This window comes from Serratia proteamaculans, assembly GCF_013337185.1.
In the GTDB taxonomy this organism is placed as follows: Bacteria; Pseudomonadota; Gammaproteobacteria; order Enterobacterales; family Enterobacteriaceae; genus Serratia; species Serratia proteamaculans_D.
Map to the genome: position 1 here is coordinate 157,545 of NZ_SWDE01000001.1, position 14,613 is coordinate 172,157.

Annotated in this window: 14 protein-coding genes, 2 tRNA genes and 1 other RNA gene; 8 read left to right on the forward strand and 9 right to left on the reverse strand. The window is 54.4% G+C overall.

Translation table 11 applies throughout. From position 1 onward, the window contains the following. Positions 1 to 49: 49 nt before the first annotated feature. Positions 50 to 1,906, reverse strand: a complete 1,857-nt coding sequence (gene sppA / locus FCL49_RS00825; protein ID WP_012145447.1) for a signal peptide peptidase SppA — start codon at positions 1,904 to 1,906, stop codon at positions 50 to 52. Between the two features lie 160 nt (positions 1,907 to 2,066). On the opposite strand from sppA, the gene FCL49_RS00830 reads away from it, so the two are divergent. From FCL49_RS00830 to FCL49_RS00850, 5 genes are all read left to right on the forward strand, one after another. Continuing rightward, entirely contained in the window at positions 2,067 to 2,618 is a 552-nt protein-coding gene (locus tag FCL49_RS00830; protein ID WP_174352032.1) for an NAD(P)H nitroreductase, read from the forward strand. Between the two features lie 157 nt (positions 2,619 to 2,775). Next, the gene (gene selD, locus FCL49_RS00835) at positions 2,776 to 3,819 is read left to right on the forward strand and encodes a selenide, water dikinase SelD (protein ID WP_174352033.1); all 1,044 of its coding nucleotides are present in this window, start codon (positions 2,776 to 2,778) and stop codon (positions 3,817 to 3,819) included. Beyond that, positions 3,819 to 4,937, forward strand: a complete 1,119-nt coding sequence (gene mnmH, locus FCL49_RS00840; RefSeq protein WP_174352034.1) for a tRNA 2-selenouridine(34) synthase MnmH — start codon at positions 3,819 to 3,821, stop codon at positions 4,935 to 4,937. The genes selD and mnmH overlap by 1 nt, the downstream gene beginning before the upstream one ends. After that, positions 4,937 to 6,862 carry a DNA topoisomerase III gene (locus FCL49_RS00845; RefSeq protein ID WP_174352035.1) on the forward strand — a complete coding sequence of 642 codons (1,926 nt, stop codon included), beginning with the start codon at positions 4,937 to 4,939 and terminating at the stop codon, positions 6,860 to 6,862. The genes mnmH and FCL49_RS00845 overlap by 1 nt, the downstream gene beginning before the upstream one ends. After that, positions 6,859 to 7,152, forward strand: coding sequence for a DUF1496 domain-containing protein (locus FCL49_RS00850; protein ID WP_174352036.1), 294 nt, complete (start codon positions 6,859 to 6,861; stop codon positions 7,150 to 7,152). Before FCL49_RS00845 ends, FCL49_RS00850 begins: the two co-directional genes overlap by 4 nt. A gap of 9 nt (positions 7,153 to 7,161) precedes the next feature. Here FCL49_RS00850 and FCL49_RS00855 read toward each other — a convergent pair whose 3' ends face one another. The 8 genes from FCL49_RS00855 to FCL49_RS00890 all read right to left on the reverse strand — a co-directional run bounded on the left by FCL49_RS00855 (position 7,162) and on the right by FCL49_RS00890 (position 11,291). Beyond that, entirely contained in the window at positions 7,162 to 7,563 is a 402-nt protein-coding gene (locus tag FCL49_RS00855) for a pyrimidine (deoxy)nucleoside triphosphate diphosphatase (RefSeq protein ID WP_153860201.1), read from the reverse strand. Between the two features lie 45 nt (positions 7,564 to 7,608). Next, a complete protein-coding gene (gene xthA / locus FCL49_RS00860; RefSeq protein ID WP_115184531.1) occupies positions 7,609 to 8,415 on the reverse strand; it encodes an exodeoxyribonuclease III in 807 nt (268 codons plus the stop codon). A gap of 103 nt (positions 8,416 to 8,518) precedes the next feature. Next, positions 8,519 to 9,091, reverse strand: a complete 573-nt coding sequence (locus tag FCL49_RS00865; RefSeq protein WP_012145439.1) for a TIGR00730 family Rossman fold protein — start codon at positions 9,089 to 9,091, stop codon at positions 8,519 to 8,521. A gap of 165 nt (positions 9,092 to 9,256) precedes the next feature. Next, a non-coding RNA gene (locus tag FCL49_RS00870) (RtT sRNA) lies at positions 9,257 to 9,383 on the reverse strand. A gap of 44 nt (positions 9,384 to 9,427) precedes the next feature. Further along, a tRNA-Tyr gene (locus FCL49_RS00875) sits at positions 9,428 to 9,512 on the reverse strand. A 96-nt stretch (positions 9,513 to 9,608) separates the two neighbouring features. Further along, a tRNA-Tyr gene (locus FCL49_RS00880) sits at positions 9,609 to 9,693 on the reverse strand. A 158-nt stretch (positions 9,694 to 9,851) separates the two neighbouring features. Beyond that, entirely contained in the window at positions 9,852 to 10,700 is an 849-nt protein-coding gene (gene purU, locus FCL49_RS00885) for a formyltetrahydrofolate deformylase (RefSeq protein ID WP_012145438.1), read from the reverse strand. A gap of 126 nt (positions 10,701 to 10,826) precedes the next feature. Beyond that, complete coding sequence (locus FCL49_RS00890) at positions 10,827 to 11,291, reverse strand: YchJ family protein (RefSeq protein ID WP_174352037.1); 465 nt, start codon at positions 11,289 to 11,291, stop codon at positions 10,827 to 10,829. A 142-nt stretch (positions 11,292 to 11,433) separates the two neighbouring features. Here FCL49_RS00890 and rssA point away from each other — a divergent pair, with 142 nt between their 5' ends. The 3 genes from rssA (at position 11,434) to galU (ending at position 14,575) form a co-directional block, all read left to right on the forward strand. Next, positions 11,434 to 12,339, forward strand: a complete 906-nt coding sequence (gene rssA, locus FCL49_RS00895) for a patatin-like phospholipase RssA (protein WP_174352038.1) — start codon at positions 11,434 to 11,436, stop codon at positions 12,337 to 12,339. A gap of 105 nt (positions 12,340 to 12,444) precedes the next feature. After that, a complete protein-coding gene (gene rssB, locus FCL49_RS00900) occupies positions 12,445 to 13,458 on the forward strand; it encodes a two-component system response regulator RssB (RefSeq protein WP_153860206.1) in 1,014 nt (337 codons plus the stop codon). Between the two features lie 199 nt (positions 13,459 to 13,657). Continuing rightward, positions 13,658 to 14,575, forward strand: coding sequence for a UTP--glucose-1-phosphate uridylyltransferase GalU (gene galU / locus FCL49_RS00905; RefSeq protein ID WP_174352039.1), 918 nt, complete (start codon positions 13,658 to 13,660; stop codon positions 14,573 to 14,575). Positions 14,576 to 14,613 lie beyond the last annotated feature (38 nt).

Here is a 14,613-nt window from a genome sequence, read left to right on the forward strand (position 1 = left end):
ATAAACGCAGAAAAAAAGCCCGGCGGGTGCCGGGCTGAGGATTAATTTGTTAGCGGACTTCTCCGCAGGTCAAACAGATGGCATAGCGGTTTTGCGGATCGTTCAGGTTATTGAACAAACCCGGTTGCTCTTTGACCGCCATGGCCACTGATGCCAAGGGCGCAGGCAGCATCGACTGGATGGCCGCCGGCAACATGGCGTGAATGGAAACGCCAAATTGGCTGAGAACCATATCGGTCAGGCTTGGCGTATCGACAAACCAGTTAAGCTGCCACTGTTTCAATTGCGCCAGTTCGGCGGCTTTCTTCACCGCGTCGTCGAAGTCACCCAACTGATCGACCAGACCATTGGTCTTGGCATCGCTGCCCAGCCACACGTGACCCTGAGCAATCTGATCAACCTGCTGTGGTGTCATTTTGCGCGACTTGGCAACCAGGTCGATAAAGTTTTGATAACCCTTCTCGATGTTCAACTGCATCATCTGCGAGAACTCAGGCGGCAGTGCCTTGGTGACCGCCAGATCCGCCAGCGGCGAGGTTGCCACGCCGTCGGTATGTACGCCGATACTGTCCAGCGTCTGCTCGTAGGTGTTAATCACCCCGAAGATGCCAATGGAGCCGGTGAGGGTGCTTGGGCTGGCGATGATGTAATCCGCCGGTGTAGAGACCCAATAGCCGCCCGAGGCCGCCATGCCACCCATGGAAACCACCACAGGTTTGCCGGCGGCACGTACCGCAGCCAACTCGGAGCGGATCACTTCCGAGGCACTGACGCTGCCCCCTGGGCTGTTGACCCGGAAAATCACCGCCTTGATAGCCGGATCCAGTCGCGCCTGACGCAGTTCTGCGGCAGTGGTATCGCCGCCAACGGTGCCTGGTGTTTGCGGGCCGTCCATGATCGCGCCGTTAGCGAAGATCACGGCGATTTTACCGCCTTGATCCGGCGTCGGCTTCGGCTGGTAGTCGTAGATACTGGTAGCGTTGAAATCATTGGCCTGTTTGTCCCAACCGAAAGTCTTGATCAGTTGGTTTTCGATAACGGTGCGCGACGCCAGTTCATCGACCAGTTTGTTATCCAGCGCATACTTCGCCGTATCACCACCTGCCGCCTGCATCCCGCTCAGCACGCCTGCGGCCCCTGGGAACAGCTGTTGCGCCGTGATCTGGCGGTTAGCCGCCACGGTATCCAGATAGTTTTGCCACAATCCACCAATCCAGCGGCTGTCAGCCTCACGGGCAGCCGGTGACATATCGTCACGGATCAAGGGTTCCACGGCGGATTTATAGGTGCCGACGCGGAAGATGTTGGTGGTGACCTTGAGTTTTTCCAACAACGATTTGTAGTAAAGGTTGTTGGTGGCGAAACCGTGCAGGTCGACCGCACCCTGTGGCGACAGGTAAACCTTGTTGGCGTAGCTGGCCAGATAATATTGTGTCTGGTTATAGCTGTCGCCAATGGCAAAGATCGGTTTGCCACTGTCACGGAATTCACGCAGTGCCTTGCCGATGTACTGCAGCGAAGGCTGATCGGCACCGGCAAAGTCATTCAACTGCAATACCATGCCGGTAATGTTTTTGTCGTCTTTGGCCTTGCGGATGCTGTCAACCACGTCAAACAGGGAGTTTTCCTGCAGGCGGTTGCTGGAAGCGCCCAACAGTTCACGACCCCATTGGCGAACCTTGTTGTTCATCGACGGTTGGTCAACCACCACGCCGCTCAGATCAACCAGCAACGCACCGCGAGTAGGGACGGCAGGGGTGGTGGCACTCTGGAATGAAAGATAGATGCCAACCCCAACCAGGATCAGCAACACCAGGAACAAATTGAGGATCAGTTCCCTGATAAAGTTCAGCAGACGCCATGTCCACCTGAAAACGCCGGCAATGATTTGCCACAATGTGCGCATGTGCTCTCCAGCAAGAGTCGAGAATGTTCCGCTATCCTAATGAGCGGCCAAAGAAATGTCAGCTTTAAATCGTGGGTCACAGAGGCTAATGTCGAGGCTGTCACTCGCCGTTTAGCTATGTTACCGTGATTTGAATGAAAATTGTTATCAGGAGTTTACGATGGATGCACTGGATCTTTTACTGAATCGCCGCTCTGCGTCACGCCTCGCGGCCCCGGCGCCGGAAGGCGAGGCGCGTCAGAATATCATCAACGCGGGCCTGCGAGCGCCCGATCATGGCGCCTTGCAGCCATGGCGTTTTGTGATGATTGAAAACCAGGGTCTGGAGCGTTTTAGTCAATTGTTACAAGCTGCTGCAAAGCAGGACGAAATGGATGAAGCCGCGCTAGAAAAGGCGACAAAAGCGCCATTCCGCGCCCCGCTGATTATCACCGTGGTGGCCCATTGCACCGAAGAAACCAAGGTTCCGCGCTGGGAACAGGTGGTTTCTGCCGGTTGTGCGGTCCAGGCGATGCAGATGGCTGCACTGGCGCAGGGCTTCAACGGTATCTGGCGCACCGGTGCCTGGACCGAGCACCCACTGGTTCGTGAAGCCTTTGGCTGTCGCGAGCAGGACGAAATTGTCGGCTTCCTGTATTTGGGTACCCCACAGTTAAAAGCTTCGACCAAAGTGATCGCCCCGGACAGCACGCCTTTCGTCAGCTATTTCTGATCCCACCGGCGGGATTGCGGCAAAAATGCGCTAAATCCCGCCATTCTGTGTTGTTTATGAGCAGGCCGTTCGGTTATCGGCAGCCCGCTCTTACCAATCCCGTCGGCAAGCGCTACCCTATGATATCTTGAATGCCGTTAACCGAAGGGAGTGGTATATGACATCGCCAGCGATCCGTTTAACCCAGTACAGCCATGGCGCCGGCTGCGGTTGTAAAATCTCACCGAAAGTTCTCGAAACTATTCTGCACAGCGAGCGGGAGAAATTTGTCGATCCGCGCTTGCTGGTGGGTAATGAAACCCGTGACGATGCGGCGGTGTATGACATCGGCAACGGCGTGGGCATTATCAGCACCACCGACTTCTTTATGCCGATCGTCGATAACCCGTTCGACTTCGGGCGCATTGCCGCCACCAACGCCATCAGCGACGTGTATGCCATGGGCGGTAAACCGATCATGGCGATTGCCATTCTGGGCTGGCCGATTGCCACGCTGCCGGCGGAAGTGGCGCAACAGGTGATCGACGGCGGGCGTTATGCTTGCCAGCAGGCGGGTATCTCTCTGGCGGGGGGCCATTCTATCGATGCGCCAGAGCCTATTTTTGGCCTGGCGGTAACCGGCATCGTCAATACCGAGCGGGTGAAGAAAAACAGCGCGGCGCAGGCCGGAGCCAAATTATACCTGACCAAGCCGTTGGGCATTGGTGTGCTGACTACCGCCGAGAAGAAAAGCAAGCTGTTGCCAGAGCATGAAGGCCTGGCGACCGAAGTGATGTGCCAACTGAACAAACCGGGCACCGATTTTGCCGAAGTCGAAGGCGTGACGGCGATGACCGACGTCACCGGTTTCGGCCTGCTGGGCCATCTGAGCGAGGTTTGCCAGGGTTCAGGGCTACAGGCGACGGTATGGTTTGATCAGGTGCCTAAATTGCCGGACATAGAGCGTTATATTGCCGAAGGCTGCGTACCCGGCGGTACCGGGCGCAATTTTGACAGTTACGGCCATCTGGTCGGTGAAATGACCGATCTGCAGCGCCAATTGCTGTGCGATCCGCAGACCTCCGGCGGCTTGCTGCTGGCGGTACTGCCTGAAGCGGAGCAGCAGGTGCAGGCGATTGCCGAGCGCCACGGCATTCAACTCCAGGCTATCGGTGAACTGCATGCGGTCGTGCCGGGCAAGCCGTTGATCGAGGTTGTCTAGTGTCAGCCACCAGGGAACGGGAAGACAGCCAGGACTATCGCCGTATTTTTTTGCAGAATATCCCGCTGATTGACGTGCGTGCACCGGTTGAGTTTCAGCAGGGGGCTTTCGCCAATGCCATCAATCTGCCGTTAATGAATGACGATGAGCGGCAGGCGGTTGGCACCTGTTACAAACAGCAAGGGCAGCAGGCAGCGATTGCCCTGGGCCACAGCCTGGTTAATGGCAGGCTGCGCGAGCAACGTACGGCCGCTTGGCTGGCGCAATGTGCTCAATGGCCGGAAGGCTATATTTACTGCTTCCGCGGCGGTTTGCGTTCGCAACTGGTGCAACAGTGGCTGCGTGAGGCCGGCGTCGCCTATCCGCGCATCACCGGCGGTTACAAGGCCCTGCGCAATTTTCTGCTTACCACGCTGGAGCAAAGCGCCGAACTGCCGATGGTGCTGATTGGCGGCAATACCGGCAGCGGTAAAACGCTGCTGGTCAATGAGCTGGCCGACGGTGTTGATCTGGAAGGTGCGGCGCACCACCGCGGGTCATCTTTTGGTCGAACGCTGGTGAGTCAAAGCGGCCAGATTGATTTTGAGAATCGTCTGGCTGTGTTATTGCTGAAAAAACAGCATGGTGGCTGCCGCCGCTGGGTGCTGGAAGATGAAGGGCGCATTATCGGCAGCAACAACCTGCCATTACCGATCTTCAACCGCATGCAGCAGGCACCGGTGGCGGTGATAGACGATCCTTTTGAGGTGCGTCTGGCACGGCTGCAGCACGAATATATCGATCGGATGCGTATTGAGTTTGAACAGGCCTACGGTGCGCAGCTTGGCTGGCAGAAGTACGATGAATATCTGCATCACGGCCTGTTTGCCATTCGCCGCCGCCTGGGGCTGGAGCGTTTCCAACTGCTGACGCAGCACCTGGAACGGGCACTGCAGCATCAGCAGGTCAGTGGAAATAGTGACCAGCATCAGCAGTGGCTGGTGCCGTTGTTGCAGCACTACTACGATCCGATGTATCACTACCAATTGGAAAAGAAATCCCAGCGGATTGTGTTCCGTGGGAATTATGCTGAAGTAAGAGAATTCCTGATGACGTACAGCCAGAATAACGGTGAATAATGCGACTGTTTATTGCCGAGAAACCGAGTTTGGCGCGCGCCATTGCCGACGTACTTCCCAAGCCACATCGCCGCGGCGACGGGTTTATCGCCTGCGGTAACAATGATGTGGTGACCTGGTGTGTGGGCCACTTGTTAGAACAGGCGCAGCCGGATGCCTACGACAGCCGTTATGCGCGCTGGTCGCTGGCGGACCTGCCGATCATCCCTGAAAAGTGGCAGTTGCAGCCACGGCCTTCGGTCAGCAAACAGCTTAATGCCATTAAAAAGCTGCTGCACGAGGCCGATGAAGTGGTGCATGCCGGTGACCCGGACAGGGAAGGCCAATTGCTGGTGGATGAGGTGCTGGATTATCTGGCGCTATCGCCGGAAAAACGTCACAGCGTTCGCCGTTGCCTGATCAACGATCTCAACCCGCAGGCGGTGGAGCGCGCGATTGAACGGCTGCGTGACAACCGCGACTTTATCCCACTTTGTGTCTCCGCCCTGGCGCGCTCCCGTGCCGACTGGCTGTATGGCATCAACATGACCCGCGCCTACACCATTTTGGGGCGTAATGCCGGTTATGATGGCGTGTTGTCGGTGGGCCGGGTGCAAACGCCGGTGTTGGGGCTGGTAGTCCGACGTGACGAAGATATTGAAAATTTTGTCTCGAAGGACTTCTTTGAAGTTAAAGCGCACATCGTGACGCCCAAAGACGAGCGTTTTGTCGCCCTGTGGCAACCGAGTGACTCCTGCGAGCCTTATCAGGACGAAGAAGGGCGCTTGCTGCATCGATCGTTGGCAGAGCACGTGCTCAAGCGTATCGAGGGTCAGCCGGCGCTGGTCACCTCTTATAATGATAAACGGGAATCAGATACTGCACCCTTGCCGTTTTCACTGTCGACCTTACAGATTGAGGCTTCCAAGCGCTTTAACCTGAGCGCGCAGCAGGTGCTGGACGTGTGCCAGCGGCTGTATGAAACCCATAAATTGATTACCTATCCGCGTTCCGACTGCCGCTACCTGCCGGAAGAGCATTTTGCCGGGCGGCATTCGGTGTTGAACGCCATCAGCGTTCATCAGCCGGATCTGTATCCGCAGCCGGTGATCGACAGCGATCGTCGTAACCGTTGCTGGGACGACAAGAAGGTGGATGCTCACCACGCTATTATTCCTACCGCCCGTGCCAGTAAGGTCAGCCTTAGCCAGGATGAGCTGAACGTTTATGGCTTGGTTGCGCGGCAGTACCTGATGCAGTTCTGCCCGGATGCCATGTTCCGCAAATGCGTGATTGAGCTGGATATCGCCGGCGGCAAGTTTATCGCCAAGGCGCGTTTTCTTGCTGAGGCAGGATGGCGAACGCTGCTTGGCAGTAAAGAGCGTGATGAAGAAAATGAAGGCGCTCCGTTGCCGGTCGTGGTGAAGGATGATGAGCTACTGTGCGAACGTGGTGAGGTGGTTGAACGCCAGACTCAACCGCCACGGCCGTTTACCGATGCCAGCCTGCTTTCCGCCATGACCGGGATTGCACGTTTCGTTCAGGATAAAGCGCTAAAGAAAATCCTGCGAGCGACCGATGGTTTAGGGACCGAGGCCACGCGCGCGGGCATCATTGAGTTGCTGTTCAAGCGGGCGTTTTTGTATAAGAAAGGGCGCTATATTCACTCCAGTGAAACCGGTCGAGCGTTGATCCATTCGCTGCCGGATATTGCTGCCCGTCCTGATATGACCGCCAACTGGGAAGCCACGCTGACGCAAATCAGTGAGAAATCCTGTCGTTATCAGGACTTTATGCAACCTCTGGTAGGCACTCTGCAGGAACTGATCTATCAGGCCAAGCAGAGCCGGGCGAGTATGGCGTTTCGCGGGTTGCCGCCGTCACCTTCTGGCGGAGCGAAAAAACGCAAGAAAAGCGCCGGTAAGGCGCGGGAGAAGAGCGAATGAATCACGGCTTACTGTTGCTGGCCGGTAGCGCACTGATGTTTTGCTCCACGGCGATGGCCAATCGTGGCGATGTCGATGTGGTGGTGCCAGTTTCGCCGGAAATCTGGGGGGCAGCCAAAAACGCTGCTGCTCAGCCGACAGCTCAACCTTGCAGTCGCTGCTGTATCTATCAGGATAAAAACTATTCTGAAGGGGCGATACTGAAGGTGGAAGGGGAAGCGTTGCAGTGCGTACGCGACCCCAACGTGGTGGGGACCAATCCGTTAATCTGGGTGCGTCTGAAGAAGTGACGCGGTAACTCAGCCTTGCGCCTGCAGTGCGCTAATATAGGCGGTTAATAGCGGCACATCCGCCGGAGCCAGCGGATAATCAAATGCCTGCTCCGGCGCCAACCAGACAAAATCTGAATGGCAGCGGTTTTGTAATTCGCCGCTAAAGGTTTCAACCTGCCAGGCATGGAGCCGGATGACGCGCTCACTTTGCTGCCACTGGTTGCTGGCGACATAGCGGCCCACGCTGGCCACAATTCCCAACTCTTCGTCCAGTTCACGCGCCAGTGCCTGTGGCTGGCTCTCGCCTGCTTCTACCTTGCCGCCGGGGAACTCCCACAGTCCGGCCTGATCGCTGTCAGCATTACGCTGCGCCAAAAGAATCTGGCCATTTCTTTCAATGATGGCGGCGACGACATCGATAATTTTCATAGGTACCACATAGCGAAACCCCGGCAATGGCCGGGGTTGGGACAATTACAGTGAGAATTCCGCCCAGACTGGCGCGTGATCCGACGGCTTTTCCATCCCGCGGATCTGATAATCGATACCGGTGGCGGTGCAGCGTGCGGCCAATGGCGTGCTGGCCAGCAGCAGATCGATTCGTAGACCCCGGTTTTCATCGAAACCCCGTGAGCGGTAGTCGAACCACGAGAATTGATCGTTACGTTCCGGGTTGGCGTGGCGGTAGGTATCGACCAGGCCCCAGTTCATCAGGCGATCCATCCATTCGCGCTCCTCCGGCAGGAAGGAGCACTTACCGGTACGCAGCCAGCGTTTACGGCTTTCCTCGCCGATGCCGATATCGTAATCGCTTGGGCTGATATTCACGTCACCCATCACCAATACCGGTGAGTCCACTGACATTTGCTGCTCCAGGTAGTTTTGCAAATCCTGATAGAAGCGTGTCTTGGCGGGGAATTTGATCGGATGGTCACGGCTTTCCCCCTGTGGGAAGTAGCCATTGATCACCGTCAGCGTGCCTTGCGGCGTCGCCAGATCGGCCATGATGATGCGGCGCTGTGCATCTTCATCATCGGTAGGGAAACCACGGCGTACGGCAAGCGGCTTCTCTTTGGTTAGCAGTGCCACGCCATAGTGACCTTTTTGGCCATGATAGAACACGTGATAACCATGCTGGCTGACTTCTTCCAGCGGGAACATGTCATCGTGAACTTTCGTTTCCTGCAGGCCGATCACGTCGGGCTGGTGCTGTTCGATGATCGCGGCCAGTTGGTGCGGACGCGCACGCAGTCCATTGATATTAAAAGAGACAAACTTCATGAGCGGTGCCGTTTTTACAAGAAAAATGTGTTGAGATAGTAGCAGAGTTTGACCAGAAATGTAACGCAGGCCAGCGGCATCAGGCCGCCGGCGGCAAGCTGAATTATTTTGCCCAGCGGTCGTAAGTCTTGGGCTGATAGTCGTCAAACTGTTGCAGCAGGGTTTGCGCTGATTCACTGATGTGCATGGTGCCCAGATAGTCATGGCGCATAAAGCCCTGATCGGCCACGTGCTGCAGGAAACTGTTCAGTGGGCGATAGAACCCATTCACGTCCAGCAAGCCAACCGGTTTGCTGTGATAGCCAATCTGACCCCAGGTCCAGATTTCAAACAGCTCCTCGAGGGTACCTATGCCGCCGGGCAGCGCGATAAAACCGTCTGCCAGGGCCGCCATGCGCGCCTTACGGGTGTGCATGTCCGGAACCACTTCCAGTTCGGTCAGGCCACGATGTGCGGTTTCTGCTTCTACCAGCCGCTCAGGAATGATGCCCACGGCTTCACCACCGGCGGCAAGCACGGCATCAGCCACAATGCCCATCAACCCTTTTTTGCCGCCGCCATAAATCAGGCGTCGGCCCTGAGCGGCAAGCGTTTGCCCCAATTGCCGCGCGTTCTCGGCATAAGCAGGATTAACGCCTTCGCTGGCACCACAAAAAACGCAGATATTGTTACGCATGCACTTTCTTCCTTACTGCATTAAAGAAGTCAGTGGTATAGCGAATTGTTGACCGGAGTTCAAGTTGAGGATGCGCTGAATGGTTAAGGGAATTGATAAATGATGAACGGACAGAGTGAAAGGGATACTTTCGGGTTTGATTTGATTCTGGGGGGCATACAAGGATGGTGGTGGGGGAAGGATTATTCGTCGCTGTGCGACTCACCCTGCGGGCCGCGCTGAAGCGCGTTGTCTCATTGCATGAGACTCGAACCTTGTCGAAGCTTCTCATCCCTCCCGGTAAGGAGCGATATGGATACTGCCAGGTTTGATTTGATTCTGGGGTATATACAAGGATGGTGGTGGGGGAAGGATTCGAACCTTCGAAGTCTGTGACGGCAGATTTACAGTCTGCTCCCTTTGGCCGCTCGGGAACCCCACCATGGTATTCATGGTTTTACAAATTGTAGTTCCGGTTTTATCCGGAAGAAACCTGGCCGGTTCCTTTACTGCGTCTTCACTCTTAACAGAGAGAAGATGGTGGTGGGGGAAGGATTCGAACCTTCGAAGTCTGTGACGGCAGATTTACAGTCTGCTCCCTTTGGCCGCTCGGGAACCCCACCACTGGCCTTGCTTGCGAAACGTCTGTCTCGGTAAGCGGGGCGCATCATATCAAATGAAACGGGCGTGTAAAGCATTGAAATGCAGAAAATGAATCGTTTGCCGATTTTTTACTCGTGGCGGTGCATCCCTGAACGAAAGGCACCGCTTTCTTGAGCAATTACAGGATAACCGTCCGGTTGCCGTAGACAAATACCCGTTGCGCCAGCACATGGTATAGCGCGCGGCTAAGGGCATTTTTCTCGACGTCTCGCCCGGCACGCATCATATCTTCAGCCGAATAGGTGTGATCGACATGAATCACGTCCTGCATGATGATTGGGCCTTCATCCAGATTATCGTTAACGTAATGGGCAGTAGCGCCGATGATTTTCACCCCGCGCTCGTAAGCCTGGTGGTAAGGGCGTGCACCGATAAAGGCCGGCAGGAACGAGTGGTGGATATTGATCACCTGGTTTGGATAATGCTGCACGAATGCTGGTGTCAGCACGCGCATGTATTTGGCCAGCACTACGTAATCCGGCTGATACTGATCAATCTGGGCCATCATTTTCTGATCGTGTTGATCGCGCGTCAGGCCTTCGTGGCTGACCAGGTGGAACGGGATATCAAAACGCTCTACCAGCGTTTGCAGCGTATCGTGGTTACCGATAACCGCCGCAATCTCCACATCCAGACCGCCGTAGGCGCTTTTCATCAGCAAATCGCCCAGGCAATGCGCTTCTTTGGTCACCAACACCACAATACGACGACGGCCAGAGTTATGCAGTTCGCGAACCGAACCCACCGGCAGTGCACTGTCGAGATCCGCCAGCAAGGTAGTGTCGTTAAAAATGCCTTCCAGCTCGGTACGCATAAAGAAGCGGCCGGTGCGGTGATCAACGAATTCATTGTTCTGAACAATGTTGAGTTCATGCTTGTAACAAATATTGGTGATCTTGGCGATCAGGCCTTTGGCATCAGGACAAATGGTGCGCAAAACTTTTCTTTGTACATTTTGGTGTGGCATGGGATTGAGGATCCTGTCTGATACTGAACGTCCTGTCTTTGCAGGCGAGAGTTTTTATCATCTATATCTTCAAGCGGCGACGCGATGGTGAGCTGCTTGAAGTCTTTGGGTTACCTTGAGCCTCGGCTAGCGTCCGCAGCATTTTTTATATTTTTTCCCTGAGCCGCAGGGACAAATTGCATTTCTGCCGGGTTGGGGTTTGGTTCCGTCAATATAATACCAGCGTTGGTCAAGCTGAAGGAAGCGAGAACGCTCGTGCATCGCCTGGTGCTCACCGGTGTTGCCGTCGACGAATCGGGCAATGAACTCGACAAAACCTTCCCCGGCCTCATGGCCCTGTTTTTCTTCAACCACCGTCAGACCCAGCCATTCGGTATGCTTGAAACTGTCGACGATCGCGTTACGCCATTCCGATGCATGACAGTCGGGATGCCAGGTGGCAATCAGATAATCCACATTGTGTTTTACGTAAGCGCTAAAGCGCGAGCGCATTAATTTTCCGGGCGTGGCCGGCGTTTGGGTGCCGTTGACGTAGGGTTCGCAGCATGCGCTATACTCCAGTCCGCTACCGCAGGGGCATAATTCGGGCAAGGTGACTCCTAAAATGGCCGGAACGAAATGAACGGGCCGATGCCGAAAGTGATTTAGCGCATATGTTACCTAACATCATTCGACCCTGACAATCTACGCTGACGACAGGATCGAAACAATTCACCGAAAAAAGGCGGTAATTATGCGGAAAATCAAGGTTGGATTGGCATTGGGGGCAGGGGCGGCTAAAGGCTGGGCACATATTGGCGTAATCAATGCACTAAAGAAGTTGGGTGTTGAAGTCGATATAGTAGCCGGTTGTTCGGTTGGCGCATTGGTGGGGGCTGCTTTTGCCAGCCATCGTCTGCCGGCCATGGAAACCTGGGTGCGTTCATTCAGTTATTGGGATGTGATCCGTTTGATGGATTTATCCTGGCAACGCGGTGGGCTGCTGCGTGGTGAGCGCGTATTTAATGCAGTAGGGCAGTTGTTGAAAATTGATGACATCGCCGAGTGTTCATTGAAGTTTGGTGCCGTGGCGACCAATCTGAGTACCGGACGGGAACTGTGGCTGACCGAAGGTGACATTCATCAGGCGGTGCGAGCGTCATGCAGCATGCCCGGCCTGTTGGCGCCGGTGTGGTTTGACGGTTATTGGCTGGTGGACGGCGCCGTGGTGAATCCGGTACCTATCTCATTGACCCGGGCGCTGGGGGCCGACATTGTTATTGCCGTTGACTTGCAACACGATGCCCATCTGATGCAGCAGGATTTGTTCTCGGTGCGCAGTCCTGATATGGAAGCGGCAAAAGATCTCCCTGCCCGTAACTGGCGAGGACGATTAAGGGAACGCATCAGCAAAATGACCACCAGAAAACCTAATTTCACGCCAACGGCGATGGAAATCATGGGAACTTCTATCCAGGTGCTGGAAAATCGATTGAAACGCAACCGCATGGCAGGCGATCCGCCGGATGTGCTGATCCAACCCTATTGTCCGCAGATTTCAACGTTGGATTTCCATCGCGCCGAAGAGGCGATTGAAGCCGGCAGGCTGGCAGTTGAAAAACAGCTGGATAAGCTGTTGCCCTTGATAAAAAACAAATAATTTACGGTTCTTGACTGTATAACCTGCGATGGGAGCAATTTCTGACAGGCATAAAAGGTCTTTTTGAGCCACTATTACACTATGAAAAGGGAAGAGGCTCGGCTGATGGCATTACCATTGACTCACAAGCGCATTTTGGTCGTTGAGGACGAACTGGTTTTTCGTTCCGTGCTTGTTGGCTATTTGAAATCGTTGGGGGCGGAAACCAGTGAGGCCCCCAATGGTTTGCAGGCGTTGAGTCTGGTGGATGATGTGCATCCCGATTTAATCCTGTGCGATCTGGCGATGCCGGAAATGGATGGGATTGAGTTTGTCGAACATCTGCGGCTGCAAGGGGTGCAAACTCCGGTGTTGGTGATTTCGGCTACCGATAAAATGGCGGATATCGCCAAGATGTTGCGGTTAGGCGTTCAGGACGTGTTGTTAAAACCGGTGACCGACCTTAATCGTTTACGTGAAGCGGTGCTGGGCTGTCTGTACCCTAATATGTTCACTTCTCCGGCCATTGAGGAGGTGGAACTGTTCCAGGACTGGGATGCGCTGAGTAAAAATCCTTCCGAAGCGGTGAAGTTGCTCAAACAGTTACAACCCCCGGTGCAGCAGACCGTGGCTCATTGCCGGATTAATTATCGGCAATTAACCACTAGCGAGAACCCGGGATTGGTGCTGGATATTGCGGCACTGTCGGATAAAGACCTGGCGTTCTATTGTCTGGATGTAACCCGCGCAGGAGATAATGGCGTAATGGCGGCCCTGCTGCTGCGCGCATTATTTAATGGATTGTTGCAAGACCATTTAGCTAATCAGCGTCATCGGCTGCCGCAAATGAGCGCATTGTTAAAGCAGGTTAATCAATTATTACGTCAAGGCAAGCTGGAAGGGCAATTTCCGCTGCTGGTCGGTTATTATCACACCGAATATAAAAACCTGATCCTGGTCTCCGCCGGCCTACATGCCAATGTAAATACCGGTGATAATCAAATTCAACTGAGCAACGGTGTGCCACTGGGAACGCTGGGTGCGACCTACATGAATCAAATCAGCCAGCATTGTGCTGCCTGGCAGTGCCAGGTTTGGGGCTCGGGTGGCAGGCTACGCTTGATGCTCAGTGCTGAATAATTCTCCTGGGTCAAAATAGTATTTGAAATTTATATATTTGAGATGCTTATTTTTACCTCAGTGAGTCCATTGGGTAATTGTCCTAAAGTTTTTCTATTTGTGCTGCGGTTAATGCCAGTCAGTCATAAGCTGGTATACTCCGAGGGTTTTTGTATGGCGGATGAAGCTCATAAACTGAGCGCTATTAAGAGAGGAAATAATGCCTGCTGTAAATCGTAAAGTCAGAAAGGCTGTGATCCCGGTTGCAGGCTTGGGAACACGGATGTTACCGGCGACAAAAGCCATTCCTAAAGAAATGCTGCCGCTGGTTGACAAACCCTTGATCCAATACGTTGTCAATGAGTGTATTGCGGCAGGGATTAACGAAATTGTGTTGGTTACCCATTCCTCCAAGAATTCGATCGAAAACCATTTCGATACCAGTTTTGAACTGGAAGCGATGCTGGAAAAACGCGTTAAGCGTCAGCTGCTCGATGAAGTGCAGTCTATCTGTCCCAAGGGCGTTACCGTGATGCAGGTGCGTCAGGGGGTGGCTAAAGGGCTGGGGCACGCGATTATGTGTGCCTATCCATTGGTCGGTGACGAACCGGTGGCGGTGATTTTGCCGGACGTGATCCTCGATGAGTACAGCTCCGATCTGAAAAAAGACAATTTGCACGAAATGCTGCAGCGTTTTGAACAAACGGGGATCAGCCAGATTATGGTTGAACCTGTGCCGCATAAAGATGTTGGCAACTATGGCGTGGCCGATTGCAAAGGTTATGAACTGCAGCCGGGCGAAAGCGCCCCGATGGTCAGCGTAGTCGAGAAACCTTCGCCGGATGAAGCCCCTTCCAACCTGGCCATTGTTGGCCGCTATGTGCTCTCCGCCGATATTTGGCCGCTGCTGTCGAAAACCCCTCCGGGCGCCGGTGGTGAAATCCAGCTGACCGACAGCATTGAAATGCTGATGCAGCAACAGACGGTAGAGGCGTATCACCTGAAAGGGATCAGCCACGATTGCGGCAACAAGCTGGGTTATATGCAGGCATTTGTCGAATATGGCATGCGCCATGCCGGGCTGGGCCAAGAGTTTACTCAGTGGCTGAAACAGTTACTGGCCGCTGACAAGAAATAATTTATTCATCTTTCGTCTTAATTTGAAAAACTAGGATT

What these genes read in the sequence shown, in the direction of transcription:
- rssB (WP_153860206.1), top strand. Translation starts at nt 12,445, where the DNA reads ATGGCATTACCATTGACTCACAAGCGCATTTTGGTCGTTGAGGACGAA.
- FCL49_RS00865 (WP_012145439.1), bottom strand. Translation starts at nt 9,091, where the DNA reads ATGCGTAACAATATCTGCGTTTTTTGTGGTGCCAGCGAAGGCGTTAAT.
- galU (WP_174352039.1), top strand. Translation starts at nt 13,658, where the DNA reads ATGCCTGCTGTAAATCGTAAAGTCAGAAAGGCTGTGATCCCGGTTGCA.
- selD (WP_174352033.1), top strand. Translation starts at nt 2,776, where the DNA reads ATGACATCGCCAGCGATCCGTTTAACCCAGTACAGCCATGGCGCCGGC.
- FCL49_RS00850 (WP_174352036.1), top strand. Translation starts at nt 6,859, where the DNA reads ATGAATCACGGCTTACTGTTGCTGGCCGGTAGCGCACTGATGTTTTGC.
- FCL49_RS00855 (WP_153860201.1), bottom strand. Translation starts at nt 7,563, where the DNA reads ATGAAAATTATCGATGTCGTCGCCGCCATCATTGAAAGAAATGGCCAG.
- sppA (WP_012145447.1), bottom strand. Translation starts at nt 1,906, where the DNA reads ATGCGCACATTGTGGCAAATCATTGCCGGCGTTTTCAGGTGGACATGG.
- xthA (WP_115184531.1), bottom strand. Translation starts at nt 8,415, where the DNA reads ATGAAGTTTGTCTCTTTTAATATCAATGGACTGCGTGCGCGTCCGCAC.
- FCL49_RS00830 (WP_174352032.1), top strand. Translation starts at nt 2,067, where the DNA reads ATGGATGCACTGGATCTTTTACTGAATCGCCGCTCTGCGTCACGCCTC.
- FCL49_RS00845 (WP_174352035.1), top strand. Translation starts at nt 4,937, where the DNA reads ATGCGACTGTTTATTGCCGAGAAACCGAGTTTGGCGCGCGCCATTGCC.
- rssA (WP_174352038.1), top strand. Translation starts at nt 11,434, where the DNA reads ATGCGGAAAATCAAGGTTGGATTGGCATTGGGGGCAGGGGCGGCTAAA.
- purU (WP_012145438.1), bottom strand. Translation starts at nt 10,700, where the DNA reads ATGCCACACCAAAATGTACAAAGAAAAGTTTTGCGCACCATTTGTCCT.